The organism is Terrirubrum flagellatum, assembly GCF_022059845.1.
GTDB lineage: Bacteria > Pseudomonadota > Alphaproteobacteria > Rhizobiales > Beijerinckiaceae > Terrirubrum > Terrirubrum flagellatum.
Genome location: NZ_CP091851.1, coordinates 1,712,135 through 1,730,553, shown reverse-complemented (window position 1 = coordinate 1,730,553; position 18,419 = coordinate 1,712,135). Strand labels below are relative to the sequence as shown.

At 64.1% G+C, this 18,419-nt stretch carries 19 protein-coding genes; 4 read left to right on the top strand and 15 right to left on the bottom strand.

What is annotated here, in order from left to right; genetic code table 11:
* Nucleotides 1–265: 265 nt before the first annotated feature.
* The 13 genes from L8F45_RS08440 to eno all read right to left on the bottom strand — a co-directional run bounded on the left by L8F45_RS08440 (nucleotide 266) and on the right by eno (nucleotide 14,464).
* Nucleotides 266–1,507, bottom strand: a complete 1,242-nt coding sequence (locus tag L8F45_RS08440) for a pyridoxal-phosphate-dependent aminotransferase family protein (RefSeq protein ID WP_342362430.1) — start codon at nucleotides 1,505–1,507, stop codon at nucleotides 266–268.
* 107 nt (nucleotides 1,508–1,614) lie between these two features.
* On the bottom strand, nucleotides 1,615–1,863 hold the full coding sequence (locus L8F45_RS08435) for a GlsB/YeaQ/YmgE family stress response membrane protein (protein ID WP_342362429.1): 249 nt from the start codon (nucleotides 1,861–1,863) through the stop codon (nucleotides 1,615–1,617).
* Between the two features lie 122 nt (nucleotides 1,864–1,985).
* Nucleotides 1,986–3,425, bottom strand: a complete 1,440-nt coding sequence (lpdA, locus tag L8F45_RS08430) for a dihydrolipoyl dehydrogenase (protein WP_342362428.1) — start codon at nucleotides 3,423–3,425, stop codon at nucleotides 1,986–1,988.
* Nucleotides 3,426–3,467: 42 nt separating this feature from the next.
* The gene (locus L8F45_RS08425) at nucleotides 3,468–3,869 is read right to left on the bottom strand and encodes a hypothetical protein (RefSeq protein WP_342362427.1); all 402 of its coding nucleotides are present in this window, start codon (nucleotides 3,867–3,869) and stop codon (nucleotides 3,468–3,470) included.
* A gap of 13 nt (nucleotides 3,870–3,882) precedes the next feature.
* Nucleotides 3,883–5,247 carry a pyruvate dehydrogenase complex dihydrolipoamide acetyltransferase gene (locus L8F45_RS08420; RefSeq protein ID WP_342362426.1) on the bottom strand — a complete coding sequence of 455 codons (1,365 nt, stop codon included), beginning with the start codon at nucleotides 5,245–5,247 and terminating at the stop codon, nucleotides 3,883–3,885.
* Between the two features lie 34 nt (nucleotides 5,248–5,281).
* Nucleotides 5,282–6,676, bottom strand: coding sequence for a pyruvate dehydrogenase complex E1 component subunit beta (locus L8F45_RS08415; RefSeq protein ID WP_342362425.1), 1,395 nt, complete (start codon nucleotides 6,674–6,676; stop codon nucleotides 5,282–5,284).
* 17 nt (nucleotides 6,677–6,693) lie between these two features.
* On the bottom strand, nucleotides 6,694–6,942 hold the full coding sequence (locus tag L8F45_RS08410) for a hypothetical protein (RefSeq protein WP_342362424.1): 249 nt from the start codon (nucleotides 6,940–6,942) through the stop codon (nucleotides 6,694–6,696).
* Nucleotides 6,943–6,955: 13 nt separating this feature from the next.
* Nucleotides 6,956–7,990, bottom strand: a complete 1,035-nt coding sequence (gene pdhA / locus L8F45_RS08405; protein ID WP_342362423.1) for a pyruvate dehydrogenase (acetyl-transferring) E1 component subunit alpha — start codon at nucleotides 7,988–7,990, stop codon at nucleotides 6,956–6,958.
* A gap of 162 nt (nucleotides 7,991–8,152) precedes the next feature.
* On the bottom strand, nucleotides 8,153–8,464 hold the full coding sequence (locus tag L8F45_RS08400) for an FtsB family cell division protein (RefSeq protein WP_342362422.1): 312 nt from the start codon (nucleotides 8,462–8,464) through the stop codon (nucleotides 8,153–8,155).
* Between the two features lie 89 nt (nucleotides 8,465–8,553).
* The gene (locus tag L8F45_RS08395) at nucleotides 8,554–9,519 is read right to left on the bottom strand and encodes a DMT family transporter (protein WP_342362421.1); all 966 of its coding nucleotides are present in this window, start codon (nucleotides 9,517–9,519) and stop codon (nucleotides 8,554–8,556) included.
* Nucleotides 9,520–9,631: 112 nt separating this feature from the next.
* Nucleotides 9,632–10,339 (bottom strand): carbonic anhydrase family protein, encoded by a 708-nt coding sequence (locus L8F45_RS08390; RefSeq protein WP_342362420.1) that lies wholly within the window; start codon nucleotides 10,337–10,339, stop codon nucleotides 9,632–9,634.
* An 89-nt stretch (nucleotides 10,340–10,428) separates the two neighbouring features.
* Entirely contained in the window at nucleotides 10,429–13,173 is a 2,745-nt protein-coding gene (gene ppc / locus L8F45_RS08385) for a phosphoenolpyruvate carboxylase (protein ID WP_342362419.1), read from the bottom strand.
* Between the two features lie 10 nt (nucleotides 13,174–13,183).
* On the bottom strand, nucleotides 13,184–14,464 hold the full coding sequence (gene eno, locus L8F45_RS08380) for a phosphopyruvate hydratase (RefSeq protein WP_342362418.1): 1,281 nt from the start codon (nucleotides 14,462–14,464) through the stop codon (nucleotides 13,184–13,186).
* Between the two features lie 164 nt (nucleotides 14,465–14,628).
* Between eno and L8F45_RS08375 the strand changes: the two genes are divergently transcribed.
* The 4 genes from L8F45_RS08375 to L8F45_RS08360 all read left to right on the top strand — a co-directional run bounded on the left by L8F45_RS08375 (nucleotide 14,629) and on the right by L8F45_RS08360 (nucleotide 16,508).
* Nucleotides 14,629–14,889 (top strand): AbrB/MazE/SpoVT family DNA-binding domain-containing protein, encoded by a 261-nt coding sequence (locus L8F45_RS08375; protein WP_342362417.1) that lies wholly within the window; start codon nucleotides 14,629–14,631, stop codon nucleotides 14,887–14,889.
* Entirely contained in the window at nucleotides 14,867–15,271 is a 405-nt protein-coding gene (locus L8F45_RS08370) for a type II toxin-antitoxin system VapC family toxin (RefSeq protein ID WP_342362416.1), read from the top strand. Before L8F45_RS08375 ends, L8F45_RS08370 begins: the two co-directional genes overlap by 23 nt.
* A gap of 79 nt (nucleotides 15,272–15,350) precedes the next feature.
* Nucleotides 15,351–15,818 carry a preQ(1) synthase gene (gene queF / locus L8F45_RS08365; RefSeq protein WP_342362415.1) on the top strand — a complete coding sequence of 156 codons (468 nt, stop codon included), beginning with the start codon at nucleotides 15,351–15,353 and terminating at the stop codon, nucleotides 15,816–15,818.
* A gap of 183 nt (nucleotides 15,819–16,001) precedes the next feature.
* On the top strand, nucleotides 16,002–16,508 hold the full coding sequence (locus L8F45_RS08360) for a hypothetical protein (RefSeq protein WP_342362414.1): 507 nt from the start codon (nucleotides 16,002–16,004) through the stop codon (nucleotides 16,506–16,508).
* Nucleotides 16,509–16,587: 79 nt separating this feature from the next.
* Here the strand turns inward: L8F45_RS08360 and L8F45_RS08355 are convergent, their stop codons facing one another.
* Both L8F45_RS08355 and L8F45_RS08350 read right to left on the bottom strand, forming a co-directional pair.
* A complete protein-coding gene (locus L8F45_RS08355) occupies nucleotides 16,588–17,802 on the bottom strand; it encodes an MFS transporter (RefSeq protein WP_342362413.1) in 1,215 nt (404 codons plus the stop codon).
* Between the two features lie 92 nt (nucleotides 17,803–17,894).
* Nucleotides 17,895–18,413, bottom strand: coding sequence for a hypothetical protein (locus L8F45_RS08350; protein WP_342362412.1), 519 nt, complete (start codon nucleotides 18,411–18,413; stop codon nucleotides 17,895–17,897).
* Nucleotides 18,414–18,419 lie beyond the last annotated feature (6 nt).

Sequence of the window (18,419 nt, the reverse complement as noted above, 5' to 3'; positions counted from 1 at the left end):
AAAGGAAGACATGGATGGTCGGCGTTTTCCCTTCTCCCTCTTTTGGAGGAAGCTGTCCTCGTTCCTGGAACGGTGGAGCGACGCGCAGCGGAGCGGAACTGTGTCCGGGACCCAGCGGAAAGACTCTGCGCCGAAGGCGCGACGAGATTCCGTCGCGGAAAAATACAATGACGATGAGCTCGCTTCGCTCGCGATTTTCTCGCTGGGCCCCGGCCTTCATTCTGCTCGCATGCGCTCGCTCCATGAAGCCGGGGACGGAGAGAGCTTACACCCCCGCCTCTCCGAACGCCTTCATCGCCGCCTGCACGGCCGCACCCGCCGGCAGCTTGAAGCCGACTGCAAGCAGCATCGCCTCAAGCGCGCCCAAACAGATCAGCACATTCTCCTTGCGCGCGGTGTAGCCCATCGTGCCGATGCGCCAGATCTTGCCGTGCAGCGGACCGAAGGAGGTGCCGATCTCGATGCCGAAATGCGCAAGCATGCCCTTGCGCACCGCATCGCCGTCGACGCCTTCGGGGATGTGGACGCCCGTCACGTTCGGCATCTTCGCGGCGCGATCGCCGAAAACCTTCAGGCCCATGGCTTCGAGGCCATCGCAGAGCGCGTCGCCCACAACGCGGTGGCGCGCGAATACGGCCTCGTGTCCCTCATCGAGGAAGATGCGGCCGCACTCATGCGCCGCATAGATCATGCTCGTCGCTTCGGTGTGATGATTGAGGTGATCGTCGCCCCAATAATCCATCAGCATGGAGAGATCGAAATAGTTCGAGCGGATGCGCGGCCCTTGCCCGGCCACATAATTCGCCGGCCTGACTCCGGCCTCGACATGCCTGCGGTTGCGGATACGGGCAACAGCGCGCTCGCTCACCGTGACCGGCGACATGCCCGGCGGGCCTGAAAGCCCCTTCTGCAGGCCAGCAGAAATCCCGTCGATCTGCCATTCGTCGGCGCGGATATCGATGCAGCCGATGCTGGCGCAGGCGTCGACATAGAGATAGGCGCCATGCGCCCGGCAGAGCGCGCCGATGTCTTCCAGCGGCTGCGCGACCGTCGTCGAGGTGTCGGCGTGAACAAGCGCGATAATCTTGGGCTGATGCTGTTTCAGCGCTTTTTCGATTTCATCGGGCGTGAATACCTCTCCCCACGGGCGCTCGATCGTGACGACATCGCCGCCGCAGCGCTCGCAGATCTCGACGAGCAGATGGCCGAAACGACCGAACATCGGCACGAGCACCTTGTCGCCGGGTTCGATGAGCGAAACCAGGATCGCCTCGATGCCGGCCCGCGCCGAGCCGTCGATCATCAAGGTCTGCTTGTTCCCCGTCCGATAGATCTCGCGGAAGAACTGCTGGACCCGGGCCATGATGTCGAGGAAGGCGGGATCGAACTGACCCAGCATCGGCGTCGCCATGGAGCGCAGCACGCGCGGATCGGCCATGAGCGGCCCCGGCCCCATGATCAGCCGCGGCGGCGGATTGAGCTCAGCCGCTCCAATGTTCGACGCCATGCCGCCGTTTCTCCTGCGCAAAAGCCCGCGAAGCGCGCGCTTCGCGGGACTTATGCAAGATAGCGGCCCGACGGCGAGGTCAAGCCTGTCGAGTCAGGATGCGCAGGTCAGGCGACGACGCGCGCCACCGCGATCACCACGATAGCGCCAATCGCCGCCACGAGGATCTGGGAAATCAGCGGGTTGCCAAGGCTGATATTGACGCCGAGCGCATGCAACAGCAGCGAGCCCACGACCGAGCCGATCAGGCCCGTGATGATGTAGCGGATCAGCCCGCCGCCGCCCATGACAAGGCTGGCGAGCCAGCCGGCCACAAGGCCGATGACGACCATGATGATCAATCCACGCGCGTCCATGGCGGTTCTCCAGATGTTGCCTCGCCATTTAACGCGCGAGGGCCGGGAATGTGCCCGAGCCCATTTCGCGCGTCACTAGCCTTCCCGGCCCGGACGCTGTGCGGCCGTTCCGCCGTAGCCCCTCAGATGTTCAGCGCGCGGCCATAGGCGTCGAGCACGCTCTCCTTCATGGTCTCGGAGAGGGTCGGGTGCGGGAAGACCGTCGCCATGAGCTCTTCCTCGGTCGTCTCCAGATTCATCGCCACGACGAAGCCTTGTATGAGCTCGGTCACCTCCGCGCCGATGAGATGGGCGCCGAGAAGCTGGCCTGTCTTGGCGTCGAAGACCGTCTTCACGAGACCATCGGGTTCGCCGAGCGCCACCGCCTTGCCGTTGCCGACAAACGGGAACCGGCCGACCTTGATCTCCTTGCCAAGCTCCTTCGCCTTCTTCTCGGTCAGGCCGACGCTCGCCACCTGCGGATGGCAATAGGTGCAGCCGGGGATCATGAGCTTGTCCATGGCGTGCGGATGCAGGCCCTTGATCGCCTCGACGCAGATCACGCCTTCATGCTCGGCCTTGTGGGCTAGCATCGGCGGGCCCGCCACGTCGCCGATCGCATAGATTCCCGCGACGTTCGTCTTGCCGACAGCATCGACGACGATGCAGCCGCGATCGGTTTTCACGCCGAGCTTCTCAAGCCCGAGATTCTCGATGTTGCCGACGACGCCGACTGCGGAAATGAGCCTGTCGGCCTTCAGCGTCTGCGTCTTGCCGTCAGCCGTCTCGATCGTCGCAGTCACGTCGTCAGCGCCCTTCGCAACCTTCGTCACTTTGGCGCCAATCAGGAACTTCATGCCCTGCTTCTCGAAGCGCTTCTGCGCGAGGCCGGCGATCTCATGGTCTTCGACCGGCAGGATCTGCGGCAGCACCTCGACCACAGTCACCTCGGCGCCCATCGTGCGATAGAAGCTCGCGAACTCGATGCCGATCGCGCCTGATCCCATCACCAGCAGCGACTTCGGCATGGCCGGCGCCGACATCGCTTCGAAATAAGTCCAGATCAGCTTGCCGTCGGGCTCGATGCCGGGAAGGGCGCGCGGCCGCGCGCCGGTCGCCAAGATGATGTGCTTGGCCTGATAGGTTCCTGGCCCCAGCACATTCTTCGGCGGAGGAGTCTGCGGCAGCATCGGCGGCTTCTTCGTCGGCCCGACCGTGATCTGGCCCGGCTTGTCGATGACGGCCTCGCCCCAGATCACATCGACCTTGTTCTTCTTCATGAGGAAGCCCACGCCATTGTTCATGCGCGTCGCGATCGCGCGCGAGCGCGCGATCACGGCGGCGTGGTCGGCTGTCATTTGCCCCTCGAGCTTGAGGCCGTAATCCTTCGCATGCTGCGCGTAGTGCAGGATTTCAGCCGAGCGAAGCAGCGCCTTCGTCGGAATGCAGCCCCAGTTCGAGCAGATGCCGGCGAGATGCTCGCGCTCGACGATCGCGGTCTTCAGTCCAAGCTGCGCCGAACGGATCGCGGCGACATAACCGCCGGGACCAGAGCCGATGATGATGACGTCGTAAGAGGACATTGCTCTTGCTCCAGATGAACCGCGCCAAAGCGTGGTTTGAATTTATGCAGCGAGATGGCGCAGCACGCGCCATCGCACGAACGCCCATTGCGTGAGGATCGCGACGAGGCCGGGGATCGCCAATTCCGTGATCAGTTGCCCGTCATACGAGGTCAGTTTGATCTCGCCCGAAGCGTAGAAGAAGGCGACCAGCAGAGCTGCAATCGCGACGATGAGGATCGCCAGCAGGATGTAGCCGGCGTTTCGCACAGCGCGCGGAGCATCGGCCCTGAAACGCGCAACGCCGAAAATGAGCGCCGCGATCGTGGCGACGATGATCAGCATCAAAAACGCCAGGATAAACTCCTCACGCGCTCTGACGATCTCGGCGATCTGCACCGCAGCCATTCCGCCCGTGAACAAGGACAGCGTCAGCGCGAGGATCATGGAGAGAACGACGCGCATGACGCTTTGGGCGTCACACCAGCATGCCCATGGGATTGTCGATGAGCTGCTTCACCGCCGAGATGAGCTGGGCGCCGAGCGCGCCGTCGACCGCGCGATGATCACACGACATGCAGATGCTCATCACGGTCGCGACGCCGAGCGTGCCGTCCTTCTTCACGACAGGCCGTTTCTCGCCGCCGCCGACCGCGAGGATGGTCGAATGCGGCGGATTGATCACGGCCGTGAAATCCTTGATGCCGAACATGCCGAGATTGGACACGGCCGTCGTGCCGCCCTGATATTCCTCGGGCTTGAGCTTGCGATCCTTCGCGCGTTGGGCGAAATCCTTCATCTCGCCAGCGATCGCTGACAGCGACTTCAGTTCGGCGCTGCGGATGATCGGCGTGATCAGGCCGTTGCCCGGCAGCGCCACCGCAACACCAACGTCCGCATGCTTGTGCTTGAGCATCGCGCCTTCGGTCCAGGTGACGTTCGCATCGGGCACGCGGATGAGCGCCAACGCCAGCGCCTTGATCACCATGTCATTGACCGAGATTTTCCAGGCCGGCTTGCCATCCTTGTCCTTCGGCGCGGCCGCATTCGCCTGTTCGCGCAGCGCCAGCAGCGCATCGATCTCGCAATCGACGTTGAGATAGAATTGCGGGATCGTCTGCCGCGCTTCGGTCAGGCGGCGCGCAATCGTCTTGCGCATGCCGTCATGCGGAATCTCCTGGAAGGAGCCCGGTGCGAACAGCTTCTTGACCTGCTCATCTGACATGGAGGGCGCAGGCGCAGCCTTGGGCGCGGACGGAGCAGACGGCGCGGCGGCGGGAGCAGTCTTCGGCGCGGGCTTGGCGGTTCCGCCCGCCTTCGCCTGTTCGACGTCGGCCGCGACGACGCGGCCATGCGGACCGGAACCCGCGATGCTCTTGATGTCGACGCCTGCGTCCTTCGCGATGCGGCGCGCGAGCGGCGACGCGAACACGCGATCGCCAGAGGCATGACCATTCGCTTTCGCCGCGGCAGGCTGAGCGGCTGGCGCCGGAGCAGCGCCTGCAGGCTGCGCGGCGGGAGCCGAAGGCGCGGCCGGCGCAGGCGACGCCGCGGGAGCTGGAGCGGAGCCGCCCGACGCGCCGACGCTCTTCGCGTCCTCGCCCTCGCCCGCGATCAGCGCGATGAGCTGGTTGACCGGCACATCCTGCGCGCCCTCGGGCACGAGGATTTTCGCCAGCACGCCCTCATCGACCGCCTCGACCTCCATGGTCGCCTTGTCGGTCTCGATCTCGGCGATTACGTCGCCCGACTTGATTGTGTCGCCTTCCTTCTTGAGCCACTTGGCGAGATTGCCCTTCTCCATCGTGGGAGACAGCGCGGGCATCAGGATGTTGATCGGCATGGCGGCGTTTCCGGATTATTTCGTTGATGCGATGTCAGCGATACATCACGGCTTTCGCCGCCTGCACCACGTCGGGCACGGTCGGCAGCGCAAGCTTTTCGAGGTTGGCGGCGTAAGGCATCGGCACATCCTTGCCGCAGACGCGCGCGACCGGCGCATCGAGATAGTCGAAGCCGAGCTCCATGATCCGCATCGCGACTTCTGACGCGACGCCGGACTGCGGCCAGCCTTCCTCGACCACGACGCAGCGATTGGTCTTCTGCACCGACGCGACGACCGTCTCCGCATCCATCGGACGGATCGTGCGCAGGTCGATCACTTCGGCCTCGACGCCCTCTTTCGCGAGCTCATCGGCCGCCTTGAGCGCGTAGCTCATGCCGATGCCGAAGGAGACGATGGTGACGTCCTTGCCCGGCCGCGCGACGCGCGCCTTGCCGATCGGCACGATGAAATCCTCGATCTCAGGCACATCGAACTGCTGGCCGTAGAGGATTTCGTTTTCGAGGAAGACGACGGGATTGGGATCACGGATCGCCGACTTGATCAGGCCCTTATAATCGGCCGCGGTGTAGGGCATCACGACCTTGAGGCCGGGAATGTTCGAATACCAGGCGGCGTAATCCTGGCTGTGCTGGGCGGCGACGCGCGCCGCTGCGCCGTTCGGGCCGCGGAACACGATCGGGCAACCAAGCTGGCCGCCGGACATATAGAGCGTCTTCGCCGCCGAGTTGATGATCTGATCCATCGCCTGCATGGCGAAATTGAAAGTCATGAATTCGACGATCGGGCGCAGGCCCGTCATCGCGGCGCCAACGCCGAGGCCCGCAAAGCCATGCTCGGTGATCGGCGTGTCGACCACGCGCTTGGCGCCGAATTCCTGCAGCAACCCCTGAGTGATCTTGTAGGCGCCCTGATATTCCGCAACCTCTTCGCCCATCACGAAAACATTGGTGTCGCGACGCATTTCCTCCGCCATGCCATCGCGCAGCGCTTCGCGCACAGTCATGCGCTTCATCGCCGTTCCCGCGGGAATTTCAGCCGAGGAATCGTAGGCGTGAGAGATCGCGGGCGCAGCGGGCGCGGATGCAGGTTTCGCCTGCGGCGCAGGCGCTTCCGCAGCAGCTTCGGCCTTGGGAGCTGCCGGAGCTGAAGCCGCTGCGCCGCCGGCTGCGGCGCTGACATCCTCGCCGTCGCTCGCGAGCACGGCGATCCTGGTGTTGACCTTCACATTCTCGGCGCCGGCCTCGATGAGGATTTTCGCCAGCGTCCCTTCGTCGATCGCCTCGACCTCCATGGTCGCCTTGTCGGTCTCGATCTCGGCGATGACATCGCCGGGCTTTACCTTGTCGCCTTCATGTTTGAGCCATTTCGCGAGCTTGCCCTCTTCCATCGTGGGCGAAAGCGCGGGCATGAGAATGTCGATGGGCATGGGAGAAATCCCCGAACTCAGGATTGCGTGAGAAAGTGGTAGCCGAAGCCGACGGCCAGCCAGAGGGCGAGCCCGAGCAGAGCGGCGTGATGGAGTTGCGCTGCGGCGCTGCCTTTGAGCGCCCGCGCCGTGATCTCGCGGAACAGGGTCGCGGTCGCTCCGAGGGTGGATGCGATCCTTCCCTGTTTGCGGAGTTGCCGGAGGACCATCTGCTCGTACAGAACCATCGCGAGAACCACAGCGACGAGAACGAATTTGGCGATCACATCAGTGACGCCGTCAGAGCGTGATGTCCGTATAAAGTTCGGAAACGTCGGGCTCCGCGTCATGGGTGGCGAAATCCGCGGCCTCATTGACGCGATCGCGCACGGAGGAGTCGATCTTCTTGAGTTCGTCTTCCGACATCTTCCACTGTTCGAGAAGACGCCGCCTCACCTGCTCGATTGGATCGCGCTCCTCGCGCATCTTCTGCACTTCTTCCTTCGAGCGGTACTTCGCGGGATCAGACATCGAGTGTCCGCGATAGCGATAGGTCTGCATCTCCAAGATGTATGGGCCCTTGCCTGAGCGCGCATGCGAGATCGCGCGTTCGCCCGCCGCTTTCACCGCGCGCACATCCATGCCGTCGACGGATTCGCCGGGAATGTTGAAGGAGACGCCGCGCTTGGAGAAATCGGTCTGCGCCGAGGCGCGGCTGACCGACGTGCCCATGGCGTATTTATTGTTCTCGATCACATAGATCACGGGCAGTCGCCAGAGCTCGGCCATGTTGAAGCTCTCATAGACCTGGCCCTGATTGGCCGCGCCGTCGCCGAAATAGACGAGGCTGACATTGCCATTCTCGCGATAGCGGTTGGCGAAGGCGAGGCCTGTGCCGAGCGAAACTTGCGCGCCGACGATGCCGTGGCCGCCGTAGAAATGCTTCTCCTTCGAAAACATATGCATCGAGCCGCCCTTGCCGCGCGAAAATCCGCCGCGGCGGCCGGTGAGCTCGGCCATGATGCCCTTGGGGTCCATGCCGGTGACCAGCATGTGGCCGTGATCGCGATAGCCCGTGATGACCTGATCGCCTTCCGTCGTGGCCATCTGCATGCCGACGACGACCGCTTCCTGGCCAATATAGAGATGGCAGAAGCCGCCGATCAGCCCCATGCCGTACATCTGTCCCGCCTTCTCCTCGAAGCGGCGGATCAGCAGCATTTCGCGGTAGGCGTGTTGGTCCTGCTCTTTCGTGAAAGTCGCCGGAGCATCTTCTTTTTTGGGCGCGGAATCTTTGCGTGCGGGCGCAGATTTGCGCGCGGCGGCGACGGCCATGAGCTTCTCCCTAAGCGTCTTTCGCCGGACCCTAGCTTAGCCCAAGGAGTTTGGCGAGCCGTCGAACGGCCGGCCGTTTCGCGTGAAACTTGTTATAAGATATTGATTTATAGCAAAAATCAGAAATGAACCGGAATTTGGTTCAAGCGCCTCGCGGCCGCTTCAGCGCGTGAAGATCACGACATCGTGCCGATGGACGCGATTGAGCACGCGGCGGACGCGCTCGTCGAGCAGGTCCTTGTCGAGCGCGTCGGCGCGGAACATCGCGACCTTCCGCTCCCAGGTCTCGCGCTCGGCGCGCAAGCCGTCGAGTTCGGCCGTGATCTTCTTTTCCTGCTCGCTGAGTTCGCGCTTGGCTTCGAGCCCGCGCTGGCCCTGCTCGGCCTGGGTGACGAAAAATCCGACCACCGCAAATGCAACGCCATACAACGCAACCGGAATCAGAAAGGCCCGAAAGCCCTTACGCACGACCATGACGCAACCCGACACAACTTCGACGTCTGATGGTGCGCCGCCATGGCTAACTTTTCGTGAAGATCAGAAAAGTCGCGGCTCCTGCGGCGTCACGACGCGCCCGACATCGGCGTCATTCCGGCCTGCGGCCGAAGCTGCGCCAGCGCGATGCAAAGCAGACCAACGGCGACGCCGGCGATGCCCACCCATTGAAAGGGCAGCGGCCATTCCCCGAGAAGCGGAATGCCCGACAGCACGCCCGACACCGGAATGAGCGGCGCGAAGAAACCCATCTTCACCGGTCCGAGTTCGCGCGCGGCGAAGGCCCAGAGCAGAAATGCGATGGTGTAATTCACGAAACCCTGGAAGACGCCGTGAAGGAGAATGTCAGACCAGGGCGCGGTCCCGAGCTTGACCGGCAAGACGAACAGAAGCGGCGCAAGCAGGACCATCGAGAGGATCGCGGCCCAGGCGGTCGACACCGCCGGCGACGCCTTCCACCGCGCCAGCAGGATCGTATAGCTCGCCCACATGACGCCGCAGACAATGAGGATAGCGTCGCCGACAGGCGTCATCGGCCCCGTGCCGACGCCGCCCGCGCCGCCGAAGGCCACTCCGGCGAGGCCCGCGACCGCGATGATCACCCCTGCCGGTATGAGCCAGTTCTTGCGCACCCCTGATGTCAGCATCAGAACCAGCGTCGAGACCACAGCGACGGTGCCGGGCTGCAAACAGGCCGCGTGATTGGCGGGCGCCATTTCGAGCGCGAAATTCGAGAGCAGCACCAAGGGCGCGCCGCCGAGCACGGTCAGCGCCGCGGCCTTGGGCAGGCTGATGCGCTCCTCCGGCCGCCGCCCGTAAATCCAGAGGATCGGGATCATGGTCGGCAGCGCGAAGAGATAGCGAAGCACGACGATGTCGGTCGCGCTGAGCGTCGTCGTGACCGCGAGCCGGATCATGACGAATTGCACGCCCCACAGCACGACCGCGAACAGGATCGCGGCGATGGCGAGGCGGCGTCTGCGTTGGTCAGGGAGAGGCGCGGCGAAACTGTCCGGCGCCAGGGCGGTGCTCATGCCGCCTTGTGCAATGCGGCAGGCATGCGCGCCAGACGCGACCGCGCACGCCTCCCAAGCGTGGCGGGAATATGCGCCGGCTATGCCGAAATATGACGCCCGCAGCGCGCGGTCAGGAAAAGAATTCGACCCGCCCCGTCGCGACATCGTGCATCGCGCCGGCGATTTTCAACTGACCGGCATTGACCATCTCCTTGAGCACAGGGCTGCGGTCGAGCAGCTTCGCAGTCGACAGGCGGACATTGGCGTCGGCGACTTTCTGCACCAGCTTCTTGTTATGGGAGTTCTGCTCGCCTTCGACGCCTTTGCTGGCTTGCACTGCGGGCTTCAGATTTTCGAGCATGGCGGTCAGGTTGCCGAGCTTCACATCGTCAACGACGCCCTTGATCGCGCCGCATTCGGAATGGCCAAGCACCACGATCACGCGCGCGCCGACCACTTTCGCCGAATATTCGAGACTGCCGATAATATCCGTGTTGACGAAGTTGCCGGCAACGCGGGCCACGAACATGCCGCCGATCCGCTGATCGAAAACCAGCTCCGGCGGCACGCGGGAATCGATGCAGCCGACGACAGCCGCGAACGGCGCCTGTCCGGACGAGGTCGCCTTGACCTGCGCCATGAGATCGCAATTGATGCTTTTGCCGGCGAGGAAGCGCGCATTGCCCTCTTTCAGCGTCGCGAGCGCATCGTCGGGCGTCAGAGCCTTCTGGCGTTCGGGCGTGAAAACCGCGCATTCCAGCCCTTGCGCGCTCGCGGGAACAGCCGAGAATCCAGCGGATGCGGCGACGCAGCCGCAGAACAGACGCCTCGTGAACATGAGTTCCTCCCCACGGCCATCGCTTTCTGGGCCGCGGTCGGAATCTAGCAGAATTCTCCGCGATTGCACATGCGGAGAATGTCGAATCCTTAGCCGGTATTTCGCAAACCCGCAGCCACGCCGTTGATGGAGATCAGGATGCCGCGCCGCGTCTTGTCGTCCTGAACGCCGCTGCGCCAGCGCCTGATCAGCTCGACCTGGAGATAGTTCAACGGCGCGATGTAGGGGAAGCGATGTCTGATCGAGCGCGCCAGCGTTGGATTCTCCGCGAGTCTTTCCGTCAATCCCGTGATCGTTTCGAGCGCCCGCGCCGCGCGGTCCCATTCGGCGGTGATCAAGCCGAATATCCGTTTGGCGACAATTTGATCCGGCGCCAGAGCCGCATAGGCGCTCGCGATATCGCGCTCGGTTTTCGCCAACACCATGTCGAGATTGGAGAGAATAGCGCGGAAAAACGGCCATTCCCGATTCATGCGGCGCAACAGTTCCGCCCGCCGGCCGCCATCTTCTCCAAGAAAGGCTTCGACGGCCGATCCCACGCCGTACCAGCCTGGCAGCGCGATGCGCGCCTGTCCCCACGAGAAACCCCAGGGAATGGCGCGCAAATCCTCGATGCTGCGCGAGGCTTTGCGCGACGCCGGGCGCGAACCGATATTGAGCTCGGCGATTTCCGCGATCGGTGTGACCGAGAAGAAGAAGTCGACGAATTCGGGATCGTCATACACGAGCGCGCGATAGGTCCTCATGCTTTCCGCAGACAGTTCGGCCGCCGTGTCGAGGAATTCCTGCGGCGCGCGCTCCGTCGGCGTGAGCATCGTCGCCTCGATCATCGCCGCAGCAAGGGTTTCGAGGTTACGCCGGCCGATGGACGCATCGGCGTACTTGCTGGCGATCACCTCGCCCTGTTCGGTCAGCCTGATCTGGCCTTTCACCGTGCCGGGCGGCTGCGCGAGGATCGCCTGGTAGCTGGGGCCGCCGCCGCGGCCGACTGTGCCGCCGCGGCCATGGAACAGGCGCATGCGCACGTCGGGCATCGATGCGAACAGCTCTTCAAGCGCGGTCGACGCGCCATAGAGCTCCCAGTTGCTGGTGAAGTAGCCGCCATCCTTGTTGCTGTCGGAATAGCCGAGCATGACGTCCTGCACGCCGCCGGACTCGACGACAAGCGCGCGGATTCCTGGAAGGCTGTAGAATTCTTTCATGATCGGCCGCGCATTGCGCAGATCCGGGATCGTCTCGAACAGAGGCGCGACGATGAGGTCCGCGACAGGCGCCGGCGACGCATCGCCGAGCACGCCCCGCATCATCCCCGCCTCCTTCTGCAGCAGCAGAACTTCGAGGAGATCGCTGACGCTTTCGGTATGGCTGATGATGTAGTGGCGAATGGCGTCCGGGCCGAACAGCTCGCGCATGCGCCGCGCGGTCTCGAAGATGGCGAGCTCATCCGTCGCGAGTTTGGAATAAGCGTGCTGCGGCGCCTTCACGCTGCGCGGATCGCGCAGGAGGTCGAGCAGGAGCTTCTGTCTCGCCGCCTCGTCGAGCGAGGCGTAGTCGGCGCAGATGCGCGCCGCGGCCAGCAACTCGACAATGACAGCTTCATGCTTGTCCGAACTCTGCCTGAGATCGAGCGTGGCGAGATGGAAGCCGAATACCTCCGCCGCGCGCATCAGTGGCGCAAGGCGCGGGGCAACCAGCGCGCCGCCATGATGGGCGCGCAGCGACGACGCGACAGTAAGCAGGTCGGCGCGGAATTCCGCCGGCGACTCGTAGGGTGTCGATGGCGCGACCGCATGACGAAGCGCTTCGCCGCCGGTCAACTTGCGCAACGTGCCGGCAAGCCTGGCGTAAACGCCAACGAGCGCGCGCCGATAGGGCTCGTCGTCGCGGTGGGGATTGTCGTCGCCCGCGCGCGCGGCGAGCTCCTTGAGATCGGGCGTGCTGCTGACCAGCGTCGCCGACATCGACAATTCGGCGCCAAGCAGATGCGTTTCGGTGAGATAATGGCGCAGCGCCACTTCAGATTGGCGGCGGAGCGCGACTTGCATCGTCTCCGCCGTGACGTTGGGATTGCCGTCGCGATCGCCGCCGATCCAGCTCCCCATGCGCAGGAACGGCCCGATATGACGGCCGCCAAGCCGACGCTCCAGCGAGTCATAGACGTTCGGAATCTCGCGCAGGAAGGTCGCGTGATAATAGCTCAGCGCATTTTCGATTTCGTCGGCGACGGTGAGCTTCGTCTGGCGCAGAAGGCGCGTCTGCCAGAGCTGCGCGACGCGGGCGCGGATCAGCGCCGCGTTCGCCGCGAGATCATCCTCGACGACAAGGCGCTCGCGCTCCGCCAACAGCTCCGCGATAGCGCGCTCGGCGTCGAGCTGGCTCTTGCGCTGCACTTCGGTCGGATGGGCGGTCAGCACCGGCGACAGCCAGGCCTGCTCCAGCATCCGCGCGACCTTCGCCTCCTCGACGCCCGCGGCGCGCAGCCGCTCCGCCGTGTAGGTCAGATCACCGGGCTCCGGCGGCGCATTCGCAAGACGGCGTGCGGCGCGAATGCGCTGGTCGTGCCGGTCTTCGGCGATATTCGCGAGATGGGAGAAATAGGCGAAGGCGCGAACAACCGAAACGGCCTGGGCGGGCGTCAGCCCGCGCAGCAGCTCGGTGAGCGCGGCGCCGGACTGTTCTTTCGCGCCACGTCCGGCGGAGACGCTGAGGCGCCGGATCGTCTCGATCAATTCAAAGGTCGCGGCGCCTTCCTGCTCGCGAACCGTGTCGCCAAGAATCTGGCCAAGAAACCGGATGTCCTCGATGAGCGCTTCATCCCTGACATCCGGTTTCATTGCGCTCTCCTCAGCCTGACTTCAGCGCGCTGCGCCCGGCATAGATCGCCGTCGATCCCAACTCTTCCTCGATGCGGATGAGCTGGTTGAACTTCGCCGTCCGGTCGGAGCGGGAGAGCGAGCCGGTCTTGATCTGTCCGCAATTGGTCGCGACCGCGAGATCGGCGATCGTCGAATCCTCGGTTTCTCCGGAACGGTGCGACATCACCGCCCGGTAGGCTGCGCGATGAGCCATGTCGACCGCCGCCAGGGTTTCAGTCAGCGTGCCGATCTGGTTGACCTTGATCAGGATCGCGTTGGCGATGTCCTTGTCGATGCCTTCCGAGAGGCGCGCCACGTTGGTGACGAAGAGATCGTCGCCGACAAGCTGACACTTCTCGCCGACCGCAAGCGTCAGCTTCTTCCAGCCGTCCCAATCATCTTCGGACATGCCGTCCTCGATCGAGACGATGGGATAATTCGCGACGAGCTTGGCGAGGTAGGCGACCTGCTCGTCGATCGTGCGCGATTTCTTCTCACCTTCATATTCGTATTTGCCGTTCTTGAAGAACTCGGTCGCCGCGCAATCGAGCGCGAGATAGACGTCCTTGCCGGGCTTGAAACCAGCCGTCTCGACAGCCTTCATGACGAAATCCAGCGCCGCCTCGGCCGATTCAAGATTGGGCGCGAAGCCGCCCTCATCGCCGACATTGGTGCTGTGGCCGGCCGCTTTAAGCGCGGCCTTGAGGGTGTGGAAGATCTCCGATCCCCAGCGCACCGCGTCGGCGAACGTCGGCGCGCCGAACGGCATGACCATGAACTCCTGGAAGTCGATCGGGTTATCGGCATGGGCGCCGCCATTGACGATATTCATCATCGGCACAGGCAAGACGCGTGCCTGCGTTCCGCCGACATAGCGATAGAGCGGCAGCGAACGCGCATCGGCCGCCGCCTTCGCATTCGCCAGCGACACGCCGAGAATGGCGTTGGCGCCCAGCTTCTTCTTGTTGGGCGTGCCGTCGAGCTTGATCAGCGCCTGATCGATCGAGACCTGATCCTCGGCGTCCATGCCGACGAGCTCCTCGGCGATGATGTCGTTGACCGCCGCGACGGCCTTGAGCACGCCCTTGCCGAGATACTTTTTCTTGTCGCCGTCGCGGAGTTCGACCGCCTCATGGGCGCCCGTCGAGGCGCCCGAGGGCACGGCCGCCCGGCCGAGCGAACCGTCATCCAGAATGACGTCGACCTCGACCGTCGGGTTGCCGCGCGAATCCAGGATCTGGCGGGCGTGAACGTCGATGATCTCGGTCATGAAAGGCTCCCTGCGACTTTGGCCGCGCCCGCTTTAATGGCCGGCTGGCGAAAGGGAAAGGCGTGAAGCAAGCGCCCCGCGGAAGAGTTATTGCAGGCGGAAACAACCGGCCTTTGACCCCGACGACAAACGGTATTACTTTAGAAGTAAGAATGGAGTGCGAAATGCGCATCACCTCGAAGGGGCAGGTCACAATCCCCATCGCCGTGCGCGAGAGGCTGGGGCTCAAGCCAGGCGGAGAAATTGAGTTCGCGATCGACAGCGACGGCGCCCGCATCGTGCCGCTGAACAGCACGGCGGCGGCTGCGCGCGCGCGGGCCAAGCGGATTGCAAAGCGCATGCAAAAGCTGACGCCGCGCGGCGGGCTGTCTACCGACGAGTTGATGAAGCTGATGCGCGGCGATGACTGGCCCGACCTTCGTTGACACCAACATCATCCTCGACATCGCGACGAAGGACCCGGACTGGTTCGACTGGTCATTCGAACAATTGTCGCAAACGCGCGGCGCCCTGATCATCAATCCGATCATCTATGCCGAGGTCAGCGCGCGCTATCGCGCGAAAGAGACGGTGGATGAACTGCTGCAAGAGCTGGAGCGAGAGGACATCCCATGGGATGCGGCTTTCCTCGCCGGGCAGGCGCACGCCGCGTACAGGGCGCGCGGCGGCGGACGCGAAACGATCCTCGCAGATTTCTTGATTGGCGCGCATGCGGCGGTTCGTGGCTATCGGCTGCTGACGCGCGACGGGCGACGCTACCGCTATGCGTTTCCGGCGTTGACCGTGATCGCGCCGGAGGGAGCTTGAAACAATCGATATCCGCTACCGCCAAGCAGAAAAGCTTTGCCCCTGTGCCTGCGCGAGCCGCCCTGCTATGAGCGCCGCCATGACGAAACGACCGAAAGCAAAGCCGTCGGCGCTCCAGCTTGGCCAGCCGACCGCCCTGCCCCAGTCGCCGGAGGAAGCCCGGCTCGATCGCGTTCCAAACCCGCATCCCGGGACGCTCTATCTCGCCCGTTTCACCGCGCCTGAATTCACTTCGATCTGCCCGGTCACCGGCCAGCCCGACTTCGGCATTCTCGTGATCGATTATGTGCCCGGCGACTGGCTCATCGAATCCAAATCGCTGAAACTCTATCTCGGCAGCTTCCGCAATCACGGCGCGTTCCATGAGGACTGCACGGTCGGCATCGCGAAGAAACTGGTCGAGCTTCTGAAGCCGAAATGGCTTCGCATCGGCGGCTACTGGTATCCGCGCGGCGGCATGCCGATCGACGTGTTCTGGCAGACGGGATCAGCGCCGAAGGATCTCTGGCTGCCGGATCAGGGCGTCGCGCCCTATCGCGGGCGCTGAGCGCCGAACGCTTCGCGAACCACCGCGCGTGGTGCGCCGCCGCACCGAATGGAGGCGCTGTCTGTTCCCGCGGGTACTTCTGCGCACATAAACCCGTTCTACGCTCGTTTATTTCTTCCCCGTCGACGCGATGACGCGGCGATGCACGGGGCCGGGACGGCCTCCGAATTTCGGAGAGCGGTTATGTCGAAGATCAATTTCGTCAAGGTCGCGCTGCTTGCCGCGACGATCATGTCTGGTTCGGCGATTGCGCCCGCTTTGGCGCATGATGGCGGCAGCGACGGCGGTTCGACCGTCATCATGATCCCGCAGCCAAAGAAGGGCGGCGCGACAGGATGGACCTATGACTCCGCGACCGGCGTCACCAGATCTGTTGTCTCCAACCCGAGGTCCGGCGTCGACATCGTGGAATATGGCGTCGATGGCCGCGAACTTACGCACGGCCGCAAGCCGCCGAAGGCCAAGCCTGCGCCTAAGGCGAAGCGCCCCATCCTCGTCAACGACAAGCCCGTCGGCGGCGGCTATCATGTCGCCACCTATTTCGATCCCTCGAACCGCACGGTCACGAACGTCACCATCGACGGCGACGGCAATCGCGTGGGATCGACGGTTTTCACTGGAGACGCCGCCGAGCGCGTGCTCGATCAGGCGATCACCGACTCCAACCGCGTCACGACGATCATTCGCTGAAGATCAATGCCTCCGGCCCGCCGCTCTCACCGGGAGCGGCGGGCCGGATTTGATCATCTGACGCGCAAACGAGATCGCATCAGTTGGCCCGATCCTCTTTCAGCATGATCGGCGCGATATAGCCGAGGAACAGCGCCAGCGCGGCATAGATCAGCAACGCGACCGCGTCGCCGCCGATCGCCATCAGCAGCCCGACAAGCGGCGGGCCGCACGCCACGCCGCCGAACAGCGCGCACGCGAACAATGCGACGGAAGAACCTCGCGCCGTCTCCGACAAAGTCGTCGCCTGCGCCTGCAGATTATTGTGCAGATTGTAGAAGCCGAAACCGATGCCGATGAAGATCGCAATCGCGCTCCACCACGGCCCCTTGATCGCAAACAGCGCGAAGCTGATCGCAATGATATCGCCGCCGACGCGCATCATGTTGGCCGAGCCGAGGCGCTCGACGATCTTCGGAGCGAAGATCGCGAAAATCAGCCCGCCGATCGCGAAGCCCGTGACAACGACGCCCGACTCGAATGAGCCGGCGCCATCGCGCGCTTTCAGAATTCCGGCGACATAGGGGAAGAAGCCGAACACCGTCGCGCCTTCGATCGCCACCAGCACGTAAAGGCCGATGGCGCGCGGATGCTGGAGAATGGCGCGATAATTCGCGATCGCCTGATTGAAGCTGAAAGGCGCGCGCGGCGCATTGGCGCGCGGCTTCACCGCGATCCAGGACCCGACGCCGGCGGCGAGCGCGACGCAGGCCGCGACCGCGACGACGCCCCGCCAGCCGATGAAAGGCGCGAGCGCGCCCGAAACCAGGCCGCCGGCGATCTGGCCCGTCAGCGTCGTCATCATGAAGCGCGCGAGGACGATCTGGCGCTGATGCAGCGGCGCGCGGTCGCCGATCATCGCGATTGCGAGCGGAATGACGCCGCCGGACGCGATGCCCGTCAGCCCCCGCGCCAGCGAGAACAGCCCGAACGAGGTCGCGGCGGCGCCGATCGCGCCGCAGGCCGCGACCACCATGAGCGCGATGCTCATCAGCCGCGCCTTGCCGAAGCTGTCGCCGACGGGCCCCAGCACAGGCTGCCCGAACGCGTAGGAAAAGGTGAACCAGGTCGAGAGCATCGCCACCTCGACCATGGTGCGGTCGAAGTCATGGGCGAGCAACGGCATCACCGGATCGAGAATCCGCATGGTCAGCGAACTCGCGAAGCCGCAGACGCCGACGATCACGAGGAAGCGGACGGTGACGCCCTGCGGCGGGACGGCGGGCTCTGGCGCAACGGAGGGATGGGACGGCATAGCCTGCTATGTCACCCCGCCGCCGGTTCGGAAACTGCGCCGGGCGCAGCCCTCGCCTTCCCGGCCCGTCGAAGCGAGGCGGCCAAGTGTCGTCAGGCGTGCGGCGGCAACTGACGTTCGGCGAAGGCGACGATGCGCTCCTGCGCTTCCGTCGGGCCGCCATGCAGGGCTGCGACTTTGCGAAGCATGAGGAAGAGCTGGTTGAACTCGGCCTTGGTCAGCGAGTTCTGCAGCAGATCGCGAAGATCAAGCACGACGCTGTCGGGCGAGGCGGCGACGCCGATCGCATGACGCGCGGCGATCAGCCTGGCTTCGAGATCATCGCCATAGCCAAGCACATCGCGCATCTCCTCCTTGATGGACGCGAGTTGTTCGGGCGTCGGCTCGCCACGCACATGCGCGACCAGCGCCATGAGCGCCGTGGCGCCGTCGCGGCTCTCCTTTAACGCGCGAATGGGCGCGCTCTGCGCTTCGGCGATCGCCGCCGTGCGGCGCTTTATATTTCGCTTGTTGTAAAGCCATTGGTCGAGATGGCTCATGCCGTTGCCCCATACGAACCAGTACATCAGACCAGTCGTGATGGCGCCGACGATCGCAGCGATGACAGGCATGCGCGT